This is a genomic window from Perlucidibaca sp., assembly GCF_057084925.1.
In genome coordinates, this window is record NZ_JBXMRC010000033.1 from 1 (window position 1) to 15,024 (window position 15,024).

At 56.3% G+C, this 15,024-nt stretch carries 16 protein-coding genes; 7 read left to right on the forward strand and 9 right to left on the reverse strand.

Going from position 1 to position 15,024, the window contains the following annotated elements:
• Positions 1 to 1,268, forward strand: a 1,268-nt coding sequence (locus AC14IB_RS10865) for a YgiQ family radical SAM protein (protein WP_484231890.1), incomplete at its 5' end; no start/stop codon positions are given.
• Here AC14IB_RS10865 and AC14IB_RS10870 read toward each other — a convergent pair.
• A complete protein-coding gene (locus AC14IB_RS10870; RefSeq protein WP_484231891.1) occupies positions 1,265 to 1,996 on the reverse strand; it encodes an alpha/beta fold hydrolase in 732 nt (243 codons plus the stop codon). The two genes, AC14IB_RS10865 and AC14IB_RS10870, sit on opposite strands and share 4 nt — an antisense overlap.
• Before the next feature lie 86 nt (positions 1,997 to 2,082).
• Between AC14IB_RS10870 and msrA the strand changes: the two genes are divergently transcribed.
• Both msrA and AC14IB_RS10880 read left to right on the forward strand, forming a co-directional pair.
• Positions 2,083 to 2,619 (forward strand): peptide-methionine (S)-S-oxide reductase MsrA, encoded by a 537-nt coding sequence (msrA, locus tag AC14IB_RS10875; protein WP_484231892.1) that lies wholly within the window; start codon positions 2,083 to 2,085, stop codon positions 2,617 to 2,619.
• 103 nt (positions 2,620 to 2,722) lie between these two features.
• Positions 2,723 to 3,364 (forward strand): peroxiredoxin, encoded by a 642-nt coding sequence (locus AC14IB_RS10880; protein ID WP_484231893.1) that lies wholly within the window; start codon positions 2,723 to 2,725, stop codon positions 3,362 to 3,364.
• A 36-nt stretch (positions 3,365 to 3,400) separates the two neighbouring features.
• Here the strand turns inward: AC14IB_RS10880 and AC14IB_RS10885 are convergent, their stop codons facing one another.
• The 5 genes from AC14IB_RS10885 to AC14IB_RS10905 form a co-directional block, all read right to left on the reverse strand.
• A complete protein-coding gene (locus AC14IB_RS10885) occupies positions 3,401 to 4,240 on the reverse strand; it encodes a phosphate ABC transporter ATP-binding protein (RefSeq protein WP_484231894.1) in 840 nt (279 codons plus the stop codon).
• Complete coding sequence (gene pstA, locus AC14IB_RS10890; protein WP_484231895.1) at positions 4,237 to 5,103, reverse strand: phosphate ABC transporter permease PstA; 867 nt, start codon at positions 5,101 to 5,103, stop codon at positions 4,237 to 4,239. The genes AC14IB_RS10885 and pstA overlap by 4 nt, the downstream gene beginning before the upstream one ends.
• Positions 5,100 to 5,945 carry a phosphate ABC transporter permease subunit PstC gene (gene pstC, locus AC14IB_RS10895; RefSeq protein WP_484231896.1) on the reverse strand — a complete coding sequence of 282 codons (846 nt, stop codon included), beginning with the start codon at positions 5,943 to 5,945 and terminating at the stop codon, positions 5,100 to 5,102. The genes pstA and pstC overlap by 4 nt, the downstream gene beginning before the upstream one ends.
• Positions 5,926 to 6,741: a phosphate ABC transporter substrate-binding protein gene (locus tag AC14IB_RS10900; protein WP_484231897.1), complete on the reverse strand. Its 816-nt coding sequence runs from the start codon at positions 6,739 to 6,741 to the stop codon at positions 5,926 to 5,928. Before AC14IB_RS10900 ends, pstC begins: the two co-directional genes overlap by 20 nt.
• Before the next feature lie 81 nt (positions 6,742 to 6,822).
• A complete protein-coding gene (locus AC14IB_RS10905) occupies positions 6,823 to 6,999 on the reverse strand; it encodes a hypothetical protein (protein ID WP_484231898.1) in 177 nt (58 codons plus the stop codon).
• A gap of 251 nt (positions 7,000 to 7,250) precedes the next feature.
• Here AC14IB_RS10905 and AC14IB_RS10910 point away from each other — a divergent pair, with 251 nt between their 5' ends.
• A complete protein-coding gene (locus AC14IB_RS10910; RefSeq protein WP_484231899.1) occupies positions 7,251 to 7,712 on the forward strand; it encodes a c-type cytochrome in 462 nt (153 codons plus the stop codon).
• A gap of 154 nt (positions 7,713 to 7,866) precedes the next feature.
• Here AC14IB_RS10910 and rep read toward each other — a convergent pair whose 3' ends face one another.
• From rep to AC14IB_RS10925, 3 genes are all read right to left on the reverse strand, one after another.
• Complete coding sequence (rep, locus tag AC14IB_RS10915) at positions 7,867 to 9,876, reverse strand: DNA helicase Rep (protein ID WP_484231900.1); 2,010 nt, start codon at positions 9,874 to 9,876, stop codon at positions 7,867 to 7,869.
• 93 nt (positions 9,877 to 9,969) lie between these two features.
• Entirely contained in the window at positions 9,970 to 10,800 is an 831-nt protein-coding gene (locus AC14IB_RS10920) for a metal-dependent hydrolase (protein ID WP_484231901.1), read from the reverse strand.
• 72 nt (positions 10,801 to 10,872) lie between these two features.
• The gene (locus AC14IB_RS10925) at positions 10,873 to 11,484 is read right to left on the reverse strand and encodes a TetR/AcrR family transcriptional regulator (RefSeq protein ID WP_484231902.1); all 612 of its coding nucleotides are present in this window, start codon (positions 11,482 to 11,484) and stop codon (positions 10,873 to 10,875) included.
• An 87-nt stretch (positions 11,485 to 11,571) separates the two neighbouring features.
• On the opposite strand from AC14IB_RS10925, the gene AC14IB_RS10930 reads away from it, so the two are divergent.
• Genes AC14IB_RS10930 through AC14IB_RS10940 form a run of 3 tightly spaced genes read left to right on the forward strand, consistent with a single transcriptional unit; the run spans position 11,572 to position 15,022 of the window.
• The gene (locus tag AC14IB_RS10930) at positions 11,572 to 12,807 is read left to right on the forward strand and encodes an oxygenase MpaB family protein (protein WP_484231903.1); all 1,236 of its coding nucleotides are present in this window, start codon (positions 11,572 to 11,574) and stop codon (positions 12,805 to 12,807) included.
• Positions 12,804 to 14,153 (forward strand): cytochrome P450, encoded by a 1,350-nt coding sequence (locus tag AC14IB_RS10935; protein ID WP_484231904.1) that lies wholly within the window; start codon positions 12,804 to 12,806, stop codon positions 14,151 to 14,153. Before AC14IB_RS10930 ends, AC14IB_RS10935 begins: the two co-directional genes overlap by 4 nt.
• Positions 14,154 to 14,179: 26 nt before the next feature.
• Positions 14,180 to 15,022, forward strand: a complete 843-nt coding sequence (locus tag AC14IB_RS10940) for an SDR family oxidoreductase (RefSeq protein ID WP_484231905.1) — start codon at positions 14,180 to 14,182, stop codon at positions 15,020 to 15,022.
• Positions 15,023 to 15,024: the final 2 nt, after the last annotated feature.

Consider the following 15,024-nt stretch of genomic DNA (forward strand, 5'->3'; position numbering starts at 1 on the left):
GCAACGCGCGCGCCCTGGTGCAGCGCCACGGCGAGCGCGAGGTGTGGATCAATCCGCCGCCGATCCCGCTGTCCACCGCCGAGATGGACCATGTGTTCGACCTGCCGTACGCGCGTGCGCCGCACCCGCAGTACGGCGACGCGACCATCCCCGCGTGGGAGATGATCCGCTTCTCCGTAAACATCATGCGCGGCTGCTTCGGCGGCTGCACCTTCTGCTCGATCACCGAGCACGAGGGCCGCATCATCCAGAACCGCTCGGAAGACTCGATCATCCGCGAAGTGGAAAAGATGCGCGAGGTGCCGGGCTTCACCGGCATCGTCTCCGATCTCGGCGGCCCGACCGCGAACATGTATCGCCTGGCCTGCAAGACGCCGGAAATCGAGGCCGCCTGCCGCAAGCCATCCTGCGTGTATCCGGGCATCTGCGACAACCTCAACACCGACCACTCGCATCTGATCAAGCTCTACCGCCGCGCCCGTGAACTCAAGGGCGTGAAGAAGATTTTGATCGGCTCCGGTCTGCGCTACGACCTCGCCGTGCGCTCGCCGGAATATGTGAAGGAGCTGGTCACGCATCATGTCGGCGGCTATCTCAAGATCGCGCCCGAGCACACCGAAGGCGGCCCGCTGTCGATGATGATGAAGCCGGGCATCGGCAGCTACGACCAGTTCAAGCAGCTATTCGAGAAGTTCTCGAAAGAGGCCGGCAAGGAACAGTATCTGATTCCCTACTTCATCGCCGCGCATCCTGGCACGACCGATGAAGACATGATGAATCTGGCGATCTGGCTGAAGAAGAACGGCTTCCGCGCCGATCAGGTGCAGACCTTCTATCCGTCACCGATGGCGACCGCGACCGCGATGTATCACAGCGGCAAGAACCCGCTGCGCAAGGTCACGCGCGATTCGGAAGAGGTGGACATCGTCAAGGGCGACCGCCGTCGCCGCCTGCACAAGGCTTTCCTGCGCTATCACGACGCCAACAACTGGCCGCTGCTGCGTGAAGCGCTGAAGGAGATGGGCCGTGCCGATCTCATCGGCAACAGTAAGCAGCACCTGATTCCGACCTGGCAGCCGAAGAACGAGGGCGAGTACGTCAGTCCGCGTAAAAAGAATTCGAGCGCGGTGGAAGGCGTGTCGGTGAAGGTCAAGCCTGCCGCTCCTCGTAAAGGAAGCATCCAGACCCAGCACACCGGTCTACCCCCACGAGATGATGGCAGCCGGCCAAGTCGTCAACGCCCGTCGGCTCCGCGCGCAGGCCGTTAAGGCTTAGCGCGCTGATCTGCCAGCACTTTGGCGATGGTGCGAAACACCTCGGCATCGTGCACCAGCCCAATGTGCGAGCTGTGCACCTCAACATGACGTGCCTGCGGAGTGAGGCGGTCGAGCGTGGCGGGCCAGCTCACAATGCCATCTACCTTACTGAATAGCACGGTTAAGGGGCAGAGAATCGGGATGCCATCGCGCTTCGCCATTTCCGTTTCAATCACATCCAAATTAAAGCCTTTCTTACGATAAGCCGCAGCGGTGATGGTGTATTTCGGGCCGCCAACCGCCGGCGAGCCCAGCGTAATAACACCCGCAATGTGCTCAGGTAGATCTCGCGCCAGCTCCCGCGCAATGTATCCCCCCAAACTCCAGCCGATGAGCGTCATGGGCTGACCACTGTGTAGAACATGGTCTTGAATCTTCTGCTTAAGCTTGGGCAATAACTTATGCACGGCACCGTTGTTTTTGCCCTGCCCCCAATGGCTCACTGCATAGCCAAGTTGGCGCAGTCGCGTCGCTAGACTGTTCATGGCTTTCTCATCTGCGCCATAGCCGGGCAATAACATCAGCGACTGGCCATCACCGCGCTCAAGACCTTGAAGCACGCGATCGCCCAAGCGCTTGGCGCGCAACCACTCCAGGGCAAATCGGCTTTCTGCCACCACCTCTCGCCAACCGGGTGGATGCTCGGGCAGGTCATCTGGCAGATGAGGCAAATAGGTCATAGCAAACTCGTTTGTGCGCTGGGCAACAGAATTCAGTCAGCGCAGAATGCAGACTCTACTGACGATGTGCAAGCAAGGGCAAGATCATGAAAGAAGCTCAACTCATTCTTGGCGGCGGCTGCTTCTGGTGTCTGGATGCGGTTTATCGCGAAGTACCGGGCGTGCTCGAATGCACCTCGGGCTATGCGGGCGGCGCCCGACCTAATCCCAGTTATGAGCAAATATGCAGCGGAGCCACCGGCCATGCCGAAGTGGTGAAATTACGCTTCGATGCCGATCAAACCAGCCTTGAACGCTTGCTCGAAATCTTTTTCACCATTCACGACCCAACCACGCTTAATCGTCAGGGTGCCGATACCGGTACGCAATACCGTTCCGTGGTCTTCTGCGGCGACGACGAACAGCGTGCAGCCTTGACCGCTTTCATAGAACAGCTCACGCAGGCAGGCATCTTCGACGCCCCTATCGTGACCGAAATCAGCGATGCCGTTCCATTCTATGACGCCGAGGAATATCACCAAGACTACTTCCGCCGCAATCCAGGGCAGGGCTATTGCCGCATGGTGGTGAGTCCAAAAGTAGCCAAGTATCGCAAGCTATTTGGGCCCGGTGCCGATCGCTAACGTGAGCTTATGACGCCCGTGCATAAGCTCAGCACAAAACGGTCTTTCCCGAGGCCGGGGCTAAGCGTTACTGTCAGGGCATCTTCTCAGCAAGGAGCTCATCATGACATTACGACTTGGCGATACCGCCCCCGATTTTGTACAAGAATCATCGGCAGGCACGATTCATTTCCACGATTGGCTGGGTGAAAGCTGGGGCGTGCTGTTTTCGCATCCTGCCGATTTCACCCCGGTATGCACCACCGAGCTCGGCCTGACCGCCAAGCTCAAGGATGAATTTGCCGCGCGCAACGTTAAAGCTATCGCGCTCTCGGTGGACCCGCTGGATTCGCATCATAAGTGGATCAAAGACATTAACGAGACCCAGCACACGGTGGTGAACTTCCCCATCTTGGCCGATGCCGATCGCAAGGTCAGCGAGCTCTACGACATGATCCACCCGAACGCGAATGCGACGCTCACTGTACGCTCGCTGTTCATCATTGATCCGGCCAAGAAGGTGCGGCTGATCATTACCTATCCGGCCAGTACCGGGCGTAACTTCAACGAAGTGCTGCGCGTCATCGACTCGCTGCAGCTCACCGAATATCACAAGGTAGCCACGCCGGGTAACTGGCAGGCCGGTGACGATGTGGTGATTGTGCCTTCACTGCAGGACCCGGAAGAGATTGCGCGCCGCTTTCCAAAAGGGCACACCGTGATAAAGCCTTACCTGCGCCTCACACCGCAGCCAGATAAACGCTAAATTGTGGGCCGGCACTGCTGCGCTAGCAGCGCCGGCTTAGCCCCGAATCCCATTAATGTAAGCAGCAGTTAGGGCGTCCACAGGCGCTTCAAAAAGCTGCTCACACGCACCAAACTCAATGAGTTGGCCGACGTGATTTTGCGTCCAGAAAAATGCGGTGTAATTGGCGATGCGGCGCGCCTGAGCCAAATTGTGCGTCACGATGACCACGGTGTAACGCCCGCCCAAACGCAAAATCAGATCCTCAACCACACCCGACGAGATCGGATCGAGCGCACTGCAGGGCTCATCCATCAGTAGAATCTCTGGCTCCAGCACCAATGCCCGCGCAATACAAAGCCGCTGCTGCTGCCCGCCGGACAGCCCCAAAGCTGGCGCATCCAAACGGTCAGACACCTCTTGCCAAAGTCCCACATCGCGCAAGGCTTGCTCGATGCGACGTTCGCGATCCGCCTTATCCTTAAAGCCGTGCTCTTGTAGCGGCATGTCGAGATTTCGGCGTATCGATAAGGGAAAGGGATTAGGTCGCTGGAAAATCATGCCGATGCGGCGACGCAGCATCAGCACATCGGTTTTCGGTGTCAGGACCTCTTCGCCATCGAGCAGAATACTGCCGCTCACGGCACAGCCCGGCACCATGTCCACCAACCGGTTCAAGCTCGACAAGAAGCTAGTCTTGCCACAGCCCGAAGGGCCAATCAGCGCCGTAATACAGCCTCGCTGAATCGCCAACGACACGCCGTTTAGAACAGTTTTCGAGCCATAACGAACGCTCAGATTGTGAATCGCCAGATGGGCTTGTGGCACGCAGCACGCCGCCTGCTGACGAAGTTCACTAACGGTATAACTGGTGGCGCTATCAAGAGGCGTGTTCATGCGTGCGTTATTCTCCGGGCAAGCCAACGATCAGACAGAGCGATGGCCAAGCCATTCACCACCAGCAGCAACGCCAGCAACACCAGCGCCGTTCCGTAGGCCGCTTGGTCGCCTCCGGTCACATTCATCGATAAGTCAAAAATATGCACGGCCAACACGCGGCCGGAATCCAGCCACGACGCGGGCATCCGATCGACATAGCCACTGGTAAAGAGCAACACGGCCGTTTCTGCCAGCGCGCGGCCTATGCCCAACATCAACCCGGCGGTCAGCGCCGGAGCCGCCGCCGGCAATAGCAAATACCGTAACGCAGCCCAGCGTGTTAATCCCAACGCGGCGGCACCCTGACGCCAGTCATCCGGTACCGCGGCCAAACCCGCTTCGCTGGTCCGGATCAGAATGGGCAGAACCATGCAGGCCAGCGTCAGGCCGCCCGCCAGCAAGGAGTAGCCCAGCCCTAACCAAACACAGAAGAAGGCGCTGCCAAACAGGCCATAAACGATGGAGGGCACTCCAGCCAGAACATCTAGGCTAAAGCGAATAGCCGCTGCGCTGGGGCTATTCGCTCGTGTAAATTCGCTCAGCCAAATTGCCGTTGCCAAACCCAACGGCACGGCCACCACAAACGTAATGGCCAGCACGACCAGCGTCGACACCAACATCGGTGCGATGCCGCCACGCCGGCCCGATCGCTCCGGCTCCGTGGTGAGAAAGTCCCAGCTCACACGTTCAAGGCCCTGGCTGGCCATATCGGCCAATAGCCACACAAAAAAGCCCGCAATAATGGCGGCGCTTAGCCACACCAAAGCGCCCAATACATGATCACTGTAGCGTCGAGAAGCCAAACTCCGCCACGCCGTCATTGCTTAGCCTCCAAGCGCCGACCGAGGAGCACAATGGCCACCACAACCAGTGTCAGCATCAAGCTGCTGACATACAAACTGGCACGGTGAGCGTCGGTGGCATAGGCCATTTCCAAGGCAATATTGGCCGTTAACACACGTACGGAATCGAAGATGCTACCCGGCACCTGCACCACATTACCCGCGACCATCAGCACCGCCATGGTTTCACCTAGGGCTCGCGTAGTCGCTAATAGCACGCCGGCCACTATGCCGGTTCGCGCCGCTGGCAGGGCAATTTTGAGCAAGATGGCTTGCGCCGACAGCCCCAACGCTTGCCCGCCTCGCCAATAATTCACCGGCACGGTTCGTAGCGCCGCCTCACTGGTCAACGCCACCGTGGGCAAAATCATCACGGCCAAAATCAACATGGCCGCAAGCAAACTGGCACCGGGCGGCGCTACACGCGTAATTAACGGGACTAATACGGTCAGGCCCCACAAGCCATAGACCACCGACGGGATACCCGCCAACAACATCAACAATCGACGAAAAGTGGTGGCTAAGGGTGCGGGCGCGAAGAAGCTCACAAAGAGTGCGGCAGCTAGGCCCATCGGCACGGCTAAAGCCAAAGCGCCCACGGTGGCTAGCACGGTCGCCAGCAACATGGGCCACAGATTGAACTGCCCGGCACTGGGGAACCAACCCGGGGAATTAAAGAAGCGTAGCCAATGGCCATCGACCACGGCTAATCGCGACTCATTGATCAAAAACAGGAATATCAACAGCAGCAATGCCACCGCACTGCTGGCCAGCAGCCAGAGCGACCGAGATAGCCAGACTTCAGTGTGCGACGGGGACAAAGAACTGATCCTGAATCAGGTCATACACGTGACGGCTCTGCGCGAAGCCAATGAAGCGCTTAGTCAAGCCAGTGGCCGGCGCACGGGTAACAAGAACGAGTGGTCGCGACAAGGGAAAGCTACGATTGCGAACATTGGCAACCGTTGCAGCCACGCCATTAATCGGCAACAGTTTAATGGGCGTGCCGTCCTCTTCTTCGAATTCCGCCGCACCGATTGAGACATAGCCTATCGCCCCCGGATTTCCGGAAACGGTTTTAATGCCCTGCTGATTGTCGCCAATCACCACCTGCGCTTTAACGTCCGGAGATTTCAGCTTGAAGTACTGCAGGAACAGCTCCAAGGTTGAACGCCCTTCGGCTTTATTGACGACGGTGATGGGCAGGTCTTTTCCGCCGACTGTTTTCCAATTAGAAATTTGGCCGGTATAAATCGCAACAATCTGCTCATTGCTCAGTGCTTTTACCGGATTGCTTTTATGCAGAATGATGGTGATGCCATCTAACGCTAAGACGTAACTGGAAAGATCTGATTCTTCGGGCTTGAGTGCACGCGACACCATGCCCATGTCAGCCAAGCCCGCGCGCGCATCTGCTAGGCCCCGTGATGAACCACCCGCTTGAACATCCACCCGAATACCGGGATTTAGCTTTTCAAAACGCTTACCCAAATCCAGAGCCAGTGGTGCGACCGTACTGGAGCCCGTGAGCGTGAGCTTATTCGCGTCAGCGGCGGTTGCGGATACAGAAATGAGTGGCAAAGACCAACAGAGTGCAATCAGCACAGATACGCGCATGCGACTAACCTTTATTATTTGCTAACAAAGCATAGACGCAGTGACGAAGGGTTTGTTACAGCTGAAAAATGATCAGACGATCTATTCGCCGACCAATAGTCGCCATTCCTCCGCGCTCAGACCCGCTGCACGTGCAAGCTTGGCAAAATCGCTTTGCAGGCTTTTTTGCACTTTGTCTTTATGCTGGTTCAACAAGGATTTGGCTTCAGCAACCAGCGCCTCGAGCTCTTCCAGTGTTAGGTCTTCTAAATTCATCACAGGCTAACGCGTACTCAGGATTAAACAGCAAAAGGAACGAGCGCCATTGTAATACACAGCCTCTGAACCCAATCAAGTATGGACGTCCTTGGCTGTTTCGCCAGTGAAAATTATACCCTTGCGCCCTTAACTGCTCGGAATGTTCTCGCTTTGTCCGCCTAGGCAGTCTTTTTAGCCTGCACGAATGCGTCTATACTTCGCGCAAACGTGGGATACACCTACGATCTCTCCGGTTTTTGAGTGAGGTTATCGTGAAAAAGATTGCAATGTTGTTGGCTGCTGTCGGTTTTGTACTGGCCACTCCGGTCGTGGCGAAGTCCACTCAAGAAATTTCTGATCGCCCGCTGGGTGAGCGCTCACTTTTTTCGCAACGCGCCATCATTGAACGCATCACTATGGTCGGTAGTGTTTGCCTAGAAGGCGAGCCCTGCGCCGCCGCTGTTGCTGCCGCGCCTGCTGCCGGTGGCGTACCTCGCTCCGGTGATGAAATTGTTTCGGCTGTGTGTGGCGGCTGTCACGGGGCTGGCGTCATGGGCGCTCCCGTCATTGGTAACAAAGGCCAATGGGGTGCACGTATTGCTCAAGGCAAGTCCACGCTCTATACCCATGCGATCGGCGGTATCCGTGGCATGCCAGCCAAGGGCGGCTGTGGCACTTGCTCGGATGATGAAATTAAAGCTGCTGTTGACGTGATGATTGCTAAATCTAAGTAACGTTTAACCCTAAGCGCCGAGGCCGGGCTTAGTCTACAAACCACGCCGTGTATCTCTCCCTAGAGGCTACACTCGCCATACTTGGCTCGTGACCGTTTGCAGACTAAGCCCGGCCTCGGCGCTTTCGTATGTGCCTTGCTGCCTTGAAATCTAGTCAGCCGAAGAGGTTTTTCAGGTTCGAGAGGTGGGCATTTCCCAACGCCTGCTTCTGCTCGACACTGCGGCCACTGCTGCGTCCTTCCCACTCCAACTCATCTGCCGGTAGTTCTTCTAAGAAGCGGCTGGGCGTGGTCGGCATGGATTCGCCGCCGAACTTGCGTTTAGACGAATAGGTCAGGGTTAGCGTCTGCTTGGCGCGGGTGATGCCGACATACATGAGACGGCGCTCTTCTTCGATCGTTCCTGACTCGATGCTGTTGCGATGCGGCAGCAGGTCCTCTTCTAGTCCCATCATGGTCACATGCGGGAACTCCAAACCCTTGGCGGCATGCAGCGTCATGAGCTGGACTTTGTCGCTGTTGTCTTCTTCAGCTTGCTGTTCGAGCAGGTCTAGCAAGACCAGTTTGCGAATCACCGCTTCGATATCGCGGTCTTCTTCATCTTCGACCTTGTCCCAGAGACGCTGCACCGAGGCGAGGAAACTGTTTACCGACTCCATACGACGCTCAGCTGCCTGCGGCGTGGGTGACGAGTCAAGCAGGTAGTCCTGATACTGAATGTCGGAGAGCATCTGCTTGATCGCGGCGAGTGGATCATCACCATCGATGATAGCGCGGGCGGTGTCCTGCAGCCATTGCGCGAAATCCTGCAAACGGCCGTGGGCGCGCTCGCCGACATGTAAACCTAGCCCCATTTCGTCGCAGGCCAAGAGCATGGCGCATTCGCGTTGCTGAGCGTAACCGCCCAACTTTTCCAAGGTTGCCGGGCCAATCTCACGCTTAGGAGTATTAATGATGCGAAGGAAGGCATTATCGTCTTCCGGATTGATGACAAGGCGCAAGTAGGCCATGACATCTTTAATTTCCGAACGGGCAAAGAACGACTGGCCGCCGGAAATTTTGTACGGAATCTGCAACTCACGGAGCTTGGTTTCGAGCACACGCGCCTGGAAATTTCCGCGATAGAGCACGGCGTAATCGCGGAATTCGGTGCGCTGCATGAGCTTGTGATTGAGTATCTCAGTGGCGACCTTTTCTGCCTCCGAATCTTCGCTACCACACTGAATGACGCGAATCGGCTCGCCTATGCCGTGCTGGCTCCAAAGCTGCTTTTCGAACACATGCGGGTTGTTAGCGATGACCGCGTTGGCGGCCTTGAGAATGCGGCTGGTGGAGCGATAGTTCTGCTCCAGCTTGATCAGCTTGAGCTGCGGATAGTCCACCGCCAGCTGCGCCATGTTCTCGGGTCGCGCACCGCGCCAGGCGTAGATTGACTGGTCATCGTCACCCACGGCGGTGAAGGTGGCTCGTGCGCCGACCAAGTTTTTCACCATCGAATACTGGGCGGCGTTGGTGTCTTGGTATTCGTCCACGAGCAGGTAATGCACGCGGTTCTGCCAATGCTCACGCAAGGCGGCATCGTTTTGAAGCGCGAGCGTCGGCCGCACAATCAGGTCATCGAAGTCGACGGCGTTATACGCGCGCAGATGGCGCTCGTATTGCTCATAGACCGTCGCCGCGAAAACATCAATATCGGTTTCGGCGCGGCTCATCGCTTCGGCGGGCAACAACAACTCATTCTTATAGCCAGAGATGAGATTCCGAACGAGGTCGACCTTGTCGCTAGCATTTTCTTTGTGCAGCAGCTCACCGAGCAGCGTGCGCGAATCCTCAGCATCAAAAATGGAAAAGTTCTTTTTCAAGCCAAACGTTTCCGGATGCCGCTTGAGCATGGTCAGGCCCAGCGTATGAAAGGTTGAGACCATGAGGCCGCGTGCTTCCGGGCCATGCACCAGCTTGGCGGCACGCTCTTTCATTTCGCGCGCAGCCTTGTTGGTGAAGGTCACGGCGAGAATCTTGTGCGCCGGCACGCCACAGTCCTGAATGAGGTAGGCGATCTTGCGGGTGATGACCGAGGTCTTACCCGAGCCCGCGCCGGCCAACACCAATACCGGGCCGGTAATGGCCAGTACAGCTTCGTGTTGACGGGGGTTTAGGTTGTTCACAGCGGCATCCGGCGAGCAGTTCAGCAGGCCGGTGATTGTAGTGAGCTGGCCTCAGTGAGGCCAGCATTCCCTCACGATGATTAGCAATCGTTGTTAAACGATGCCGTACACCTGCTTCCAATGATTCATGGCTTGATGGGTGTCGCGCTGCCAAGGGTGAAAGCTGGGCTTATAGTAAGACCAGTAAGCCTTGCCCATTTTGCGCAACCAACCCGGGTTATTGCCGAACATTTCATTGAGACCTTTTAGGTGCATGCGCCAGTCCCGCTGAATACCTCGCGCCTTAAATAAGGAGTAGGTGTGCAGGGTGGTGAAGAAAGCAAACTCCAGCGTGTTCAACGCCATTTGCGAGCTGCGAATCCAGTAGCTGCCAACCTGATCCTGAAAGACATCAAAGGCCACCGCCTTGTGCTCACTTTCTTCAATGGCATGCCAATACCAAAGCGCCTTCACGCGCTCATCCATTGGGCCAAAGAAATCCGGATTTTCCAACGCCATTTCCGCCAAGATCGCCGTGAAATGCTCTAGTGCACAAGTCATCGCCAGCTGACGCTCGGGTGACAGGCGCTTACGCATAAACTTCAATCCACCCTCTACAAACTGCTCAATGCGCTTCATGGGCAAGCCTTTGCGCTGCATCAACTGGTTGAAGGCATCGTGCTCGCGGCCGTGATGGGCTTCTTGGCCAATAAAGCCACTGACTTGTGCGGCCAACTCTGGCGAGACGTTCTTTTGATAGTGGCGCACGGAGTCGACAAAGAACCGCTCGCCTTCGGGAAACGTCGCCGATAGCGCGGTTAGTAACATAGTCTTGAAAGGATCACCGCCAAACCAATCCATGGGAATGCTGTCATCGAAAACAAAATCCATGCGGCGCGGCTGCGGGCGATTAAACTTACTGAGCGCGGAATTAACGACCGTCATGAGGGTGCTCCCAAAATGTACTGTCTACTAATTAAGCACATTAGTTGTTTAGTGACAATTTGTTCTGTCAAATTAATCTGCGGACTTTAGCGACGGCGAGAGCAAATAACCTGTAATCATGTCGATTAAACCCTCCGCCACGGCATCTTCCGTAATCCAAGCGCTCTGCTGACCAACTTGCCTGACTAACGTAAACAAGGTGCTGTTGGTAATGATGAAGAGCCTGACCTGCAAATCGGCAATGGGGTATTCACGGTAATGCTTGAGGAAATACAGGCGCGCAAGCTCTAAGAAGTGCTGTTGTAAAACATCCGCCACCTTCTGTGTGGGCAGGCGATGCCAATTCCGTACCAGCTCCAAATACAAGCCGTCCTGCGAGTGCAGGGTAGCAAAGCCAAATCGAATCGCCACACTGACCAAGTCTCGCAGGCTGGCTTCCGGTGCTATCGGAAGCCGCGACAAGCCGGTGCCGATATCATTCGCCAGCTGTGCGACCATCGCCTCGATCAGGGCATCTTTGCTGCTGAAATACTGATACAGCGAGCCCACACTGACACCGGCACGCTCTGCAATTATCGGCGTACTGGTGTTATCCAGCCCCCGCTCTGCGATACAGCGAGCCGTGGCTTCTATCAACGTCGACACCATCTGACGGGATCGCTCTTGTTGTGGCAGTTTGCGCATCCGCTTCTCCCTCGACACAAATGCGAATTGAATACGAATAGATATTCACATTATGGTCGAGCTATCGCAATGACCTGAGTACGCTTCATGATCGAGTCCTGTCCTGTTCCTACTCGCGTTCGGCCCTTCGCGAAAACCCAGCAAGCTACGCCTGCGCTGCTTAAGATCATTTTGGGTCGTCCGTTAGCGCCAACTCGTCGGGAATATGATGAAGCAGTTGCTGGCCTGAACGTTGGCGATACGCTGATGGATCCCGTTGCTGACTGGCTCATGCAATCGCCCAAAATCCATCGCGGCATGTTCCAACAAGCGCTCACACAGGGTGTGGAAAGTCTCAGCGACTGCCCGCCCGAACTTCAGGCCTTGTTTGCGGAGGTCGATCGTGTGCCCGCCTGGGTAGATCGCCAGCTAATTGACGAAGGCATACGTTTTATTCACGCCAGCGGCCTAACTGCACTTCAGGTCATGCGCGACCTGGCGCTAATGGGCGGCTATTTACTCTCTGGTTTTAATCAAGCACTGGTGATGACCGGCGCTCTCACCAACGGCACATCACAGCGCGTCGCCGAGACCGGTAAATGGTGGATGGATTGTACTGAAAGGGGCGGCCTTGAGCGCTTTGGCGCCGGCACGCAATCAACCCTGCATGTCCGACTCGTGCATGCCATCGTGCGCCGCCAGCTCAATCAACGAGAGGACTGGGACCATGCGCAGTGGGGCCTGCCACTCAACCAAATTGATATGGCCGCAACGTATCTGGGCTTCAGTGTGGTGATGCTCGGCGGCCTGCGTAAGCTCGGCATTCAAGCCACACCCCAAGAAGCGCGTGGCGTGATGCAACTGTGGAGTTATGCCTGTTGGTTGATGGGCGTGGACGAGAAGTGGTTACGCTTCAGCGAATCCGAGGGCGTGATTTTGCTCAATACCGCCCTCATGACACAAAGCCGGGCCGACTGGACCAGCAAGGCCTTGGGCAAAGCCTTGTCGGAGGAGCCGCTGGTGAGGCGCTTTCCCGCACTCGCCAAATATGGGTTAGAGCAGCCCATGCGAAAGTTTGTTTATCACCAGCACCTCAGCGTAAGTCGTTACTTTCTTACTCCGGAGCAATTTGACCAGCTGGGCTTGCCCACCCACATCAGTGCTTGGTATCCCTGGCTAACACTGGCTCCGCGTGCATTCACCTATACCGCTCAACGCCTACTGCCCCGCTGGCATCAACGCCAAGTTTCTCGCGGTCGTGAAGCACAACGTGCAGCAGTTGGTGCTGTGTTTGGCAAAAAGCCCCACCAACTTACGCCAGTGGCACCAGGAGTCTCGGTATGACCAGCAGCACCCGAGTTCGTGATTTTTCAGAAATTCCAGTCGCGGGCGGCATTCCCGTCCTGAGCCACACGTTCAACTTTCTGTTTCAACCCCTGAGCAGTGGTCTAAACCTGTATGAACGTTTTGGGCCCGTCATTAGAGGCGATGCCTTTGGCCTCAATTCGGTGGCCTTAGGAGGCCCGGATGCCGTCGAACTGGTATTACGTAACGCCGATCAAGCGTTTTCCAACCATCAAGGCTGGGCCTATTTTATTGAGCGATTTTTCCATCGCGGACTCATGTTGCTGGACTTTGATGAACATAAGTTTCATCGCGGGATATTGCAGGCCGCCTTTAAAAAGCCGGCGCTGACGGACTACTTGCATCGGATGCAGCCCGTGATCGGGCATGGCTTAACTCGCTGGCATAAACAGGCTAAGCGTCTGCGCAAAGCCGACTTTATGGTTTACCCCGAGCTGAAACGACTCACGCTAGATATCGCGACAGAAGTGTTCATGGGCGAACCGCTGGGCAAAGAGGCCGACGCCATCAATGAAGCCTTCGTGGATTGCGTCAGGGCCGGAACCGCATTAATTCGCTACCCCGTACCCGGCGGACGCTGGCACAAAGGGGTACGCGGACGTGCCACCTTGGAAGCTTTTTTCCGCTCGCGTATTGCCGCTAAACGCCAACAACCGGGCTCAGACCTCTTTAGTCGTCTGTGCATTGCGGAAGATGAGCACGGCAATCGCTTTAGTGACGACGACGTGGTTAACCACATGATCTTCCTGCTCATGGCCGCGCACGACACCAGCACCATTACCCTCACCAGCATGATGTACCAGCTGGGCAAGCACCCGGATTGGCAGCGGCGTATACGTGCAGAGGCGCTCGCGCTGGGTAAATCCTCGTTGGTCCACGACGATCTGAGCCAGCTTCCTTTAATGGAGTTAGTGCTGAAAGAGTCGCTGCGCTTGTTATCCCCGGTTCACGTTTTACCGCGAAAAACAGTCAAGCCGGTGGAGTTTGCAGGCTATCGGATTCCCGCTAACACTTATGTGATTATCAGCCCGATTGTGACGCACCATTTGCCGCAGTATTGGACAGCGCCCACTCAGTTCGACCCTGAGCGCTTCAGCCCCGAACGCCGGGAACACAAGCAGCACGCCTATCAATACCTGCCTTTTGGTGGCGGCGCGCATATGTGCATTGGGCTGCACTTTGCTGAGCTGGAAATTAAAGCCATTCTCTATCAGCTGCTACTAAAGTTCCGTTGGTCCGTGCCCGACGACTATGTCATGCCAATAAATTTCACCTCCCTACCTACTCCTCGGGATCTTCTGCCCGTTAAGCTCCATGCACTCTAAATAGATCCCACACTAAGGACGCCTTCATGACCGACACTTCTAAACGCTGGCAAAACAGTACGCTATTCATTACCGGCGGGAGCCGAGGCATAGGCCGCGAAATTGCCCTACGCTTTGCGCGTGAAGGAGCCAACATTGTTATCGCAGCAAAATCGGATCAGCCTAACCCGCGCCTACCCGGCACTATTCACTCCGTTGCCGAGGAAATACGCGCTGCCGGCGGCCTAGCGTTGCCGATTGCCTGCGATGCCAGAGACGAAGTGCAACTCACTCGCGCCATTGAAGAAACGGTAGCCCACTTTGGCGGCATTGATGTGCTGATCAACAACGCCGGTTTTCTCGGCGTAACACCAGTTGCAGTCACCAACACCAAGCACTACGACCTCATGCACGCCCTCAATACACGCTCGCCATTCATTACGATGCGTGAATGCCTGCCGCACCTCAGCGCACGCCAAGGGCAAGTGCTTAATCTCTGCCCACCGATCAATCTCGATCCTGGCTGGCTCGGAGCCTTCGCACCGTACACATCCACTAAGTACGCCATGACATTGCTCAGCCTGGGCTTCGCTCAGGAAGCCAAGCCACGCGGCATTCGGGTAAATACCCTGTGGCCAGCCACCCTGATTGCCACCGCAGCCGTCGGTATGACTGCCGGCGAATCGGGACTGGCGGCGGCTCGCAAGCCAGCCATCATGGCCGATGCCGCTTTTGCCCTGCTGAATCAAAGTGACCGCTTTAGTCATGAAGTCTGCTGGCTGGATGAAGATGTGTTGCGTCATCTCGGCGAAACCGACTTCTCGCATTACGCCAACGTGCCGGAAAACGCCGCCAATATTCAGCGTGATTTCTACATCGGCACTCTTTGAAA

Bases quoted from the DNA above. Each gene is read 5' to 3' on its own strand.
- AC14IB_RS10870 (WP_484231891.1), bottom strand. From the start codon at position 1,996: ATGACCTATTTGCCTCATCTGCCAGATGACCTGCCCGAGCATCCACCC.
- msrA (WP_484231892.1), top strand. From the start codon at position 2,083: ATGAAAGAAGCTCAACTCATTCTTGGCGGCGGCTGCTTCTGGTGTCTG.
- AC14IB_RS10880 (WP_484231893.1), top strand. From the start codon at position 2,723: ATGACATTACGACTTGGCGATACCGCCCCCGATTTTGTACAAGAATCA.
- AC14IB_RS10885 (WP_484231894.1), bottom strand. From the start codon at position 4,240: ATGAACACGCCTCTTGATAGCGCCACCAGTTATACCGTTAGTGAACTT.
- pstA (WP_484231895.1), bottom strand. From the start codon at position 5,103: ATGACGGCGTGGCGGAGTTTGGCTTCTCGACGCTACAGTGATCATGTA.
- AC14IB_RS10900 (WP_484231897.1), bottom strand. From the start codon at position 6,741: ATGCGCGTATCTGTGCTGATTGCACTCTGTTGGTCTTTGCCACTCATT.
- AC14IB_RS10920 (WP_484231901.1), bottom strand. From the start codon at position 10,800: ATGACGGTCGTTAATTCCGCGCTCAGTAAGTTTAATCGCCCGCAGCCG.
- AC14IB_RS10925 (WP_484231902.1), bottom strand. From the start codon at position 11,484: ATGCGCAAACTGCCACAACAAGAGCGATCCCGTCAGATGGTGTCGACG.
- AC14IB_RS10930 (WP_484231903.1), top strand. From the start codon at position 11,572: ATGATCGAGTCCTGTCCTGTTCCTACTCGCGTTCGGCCCTTCGCGAAA.
- AC14IB_RS10935 (WP_484231904.1), top strand. From the start codon at position 12,804: ATGACCAGCAGCACCCGAGTTCGTGATTTTTCAGAAATTCCAGTCGCG.
- AC14IB_RS10940 (WP_484231905.1), top strand. From the start codon at position 14,180: ATGACCGACACTTCTAAACGCTGGCAAAACAGTACGCTATTCATTACC.